The sequence below is a fragment of the Capnocytophaga felis genome (assembly GCF_009684755.1).
Taxonomy (GTDB): domain Bacteria; phylum Bacteroidota; class Bacteroidia; order Flavobacteriales; family Flavobacteriaceae; genus Capnocytophaga; species Capnocytophaga felis.
On record NZ_BLBC01000002.1, the window covers coordinates 1 to 1,845 of the forward strand.

General features: G+C 34.5%; 2 protein-coding genes. Both read right to left on the reverse strand.

The window, feature by feature from the left end:
* Window positions 1–115 precede the first annotated feature (115 nt).
* On the reverse strand, window positions 116–1,438 hold the full coding sequence (locus tag GN105_RS00035; protein WP_155283422.1) for an ATP-binding protein: 1,323 nt from the start codon (window positions 1,436–1,438) through the stop codon (window positions 116–118).
* Between the two features lie 11 nt (window positions 1,439–1,449).
* On the reverse strand, window positions 1,450–1,845 hold a 396-nt coding region (locus GN105_RS00040), incomplete at its 5' end, for a TraQ conjugal transfer family protein (RefSeq protein ID WP_155283423.1).

Here is a 1,845-nt window from a genome sequence, read left to right on the forward strand (position 1 = left end):
TGACAATCACTTCCATTATTCCGTATTTATTTAAGGCAAAGCTATAAACAAAATACACCTAACGGATACATTAGGCGTATTTTGGAAGTCAGGGGTCGGGGTTGGCTTTTGAAGATTATTTCAAATCCTCCAAACTCCAAGCGTGAAAATGATGCTCATACTTGGTTAATTGTGGGTGTAATTGTAGTAATTGATATACTTTTTGTTTGAGAATTTCTGTGTTGATATTGTCTTTTTTGCGTTTTATCTCTGCAAAATCAACGGTCTTTTCCAAGTCATTCACGGCTATGAAATCAATTTCCGTTTCGCCTTTCCTGTCCCAAAAGTTACCAATTTGTGTATATTGCCCCGATTCAATAGCACGTGCTTTGAAAAATTTTTCGAGCTTTTGTCCGCTAAATGTGGTGTAATCGCGTTCAATGATTTTTATGAGTTGCCCATACGCACCAATTTCAATAATGTGGCTGTATTTATAAATAAATCGAAACCAAAAAGTTAGAAAATTATCTTCCAAAGTGTATTTTACATTTTTGGTTTCACTTTTGGCAAACATCGGCGTATTTTTTCGTATCAGATTAAAATCGCGTTCCATTTTCGTCAGATAACCTCCAATTTCTTTTTTCAATAAATTTTCGATTTCACTTCTGGAATTTTTCCCTTCAGAAATAGCAGTCAAAATACTAAAGTAAATGCTGTACTCTTTACCAAATTCCTCAACAAGCAGGTTTTTCCCCTCGGAGATAAAAATGGAATTTTCATCAATCATTCCCGCAATCATTTTGCTTTTGGTTATCCAACCGTTATCCATAAAAAGTTGTACATATTTGGCAACACCACCCGTAAAACTATAAAGAGCCAACAGGTCGTCAGACTCATAATTCGGATTAAAATCCAACAAAACTTCTTTTAAAACTTCTGTTTCAAAGGCTTTGAGTTTGATAAAGTGACTGGCTCTGCCAAACAAAGGTTCTTTGTTATTTTCAAAGATTTTGTACATCAGCGAAACCACCGAACCCGAAACAATCAGATTCAACCGAGCCTTATCCTTGTTTAAATCCCAAATGTGTTGTAAGTCGCTGTAAATCGAAGGATTGATTGCTAAAAACTCCTGAAATTCATCAATAATCAAGGTGATGTTTTGCTGATGTGAGAGTCGCACTACATACTCAAAAAGCACTGAAAATGAAGTTACTTCTCCCAAGATAGGAATACCTAATTTTTGACTCAGTTCCTGCTGAAAATCAGCACACAGTAGCATTTCCGATTTTTTGGCGACAAAGAAGTACAGAAAATTGGTTTCTTTATAGGTTTGCAACAAAAGTTGGGTTTTTCCAATTCTCCTTCTGCCGGTAACTACCGTAAGTTGTGCATTTTGCTTTGATTTTTCTGCAATGGAAAGCAGTTTTGCAATTTCCTTTTCCCGATTATAAAATTTCATATCTTTATTTTTTAAGAAACAACCATTTCCGAAACACTCATTTCGGAAATACAAAGATATGATTTTATAAGTAATAACCTATTATTTATATAACAATTGTGTTGTTTTTTCGTGTCTTTTTTTGAGATGTTACCAAACTCAAAATCTACTTTTTGTTCATTTCCGAAAGAATCACTTATCCATATGGAAAACATTGTTGTTCCTTGTGAAAACGACTGATAATAAAGCCGAAATATTTTGTTGGGTAACTCATAAGTGTCATTGGGTAGTAAGGGTTCTGCATTTCCAATACGTAAATTCCCATTGCCATCAAACTGAAAATACCGAATAAAATATTGATTTTCCACATAGTTTTCAGGTGTCGTAATTTGACAACGAATTTCCACGATTTGCCCTTGACTTACCGA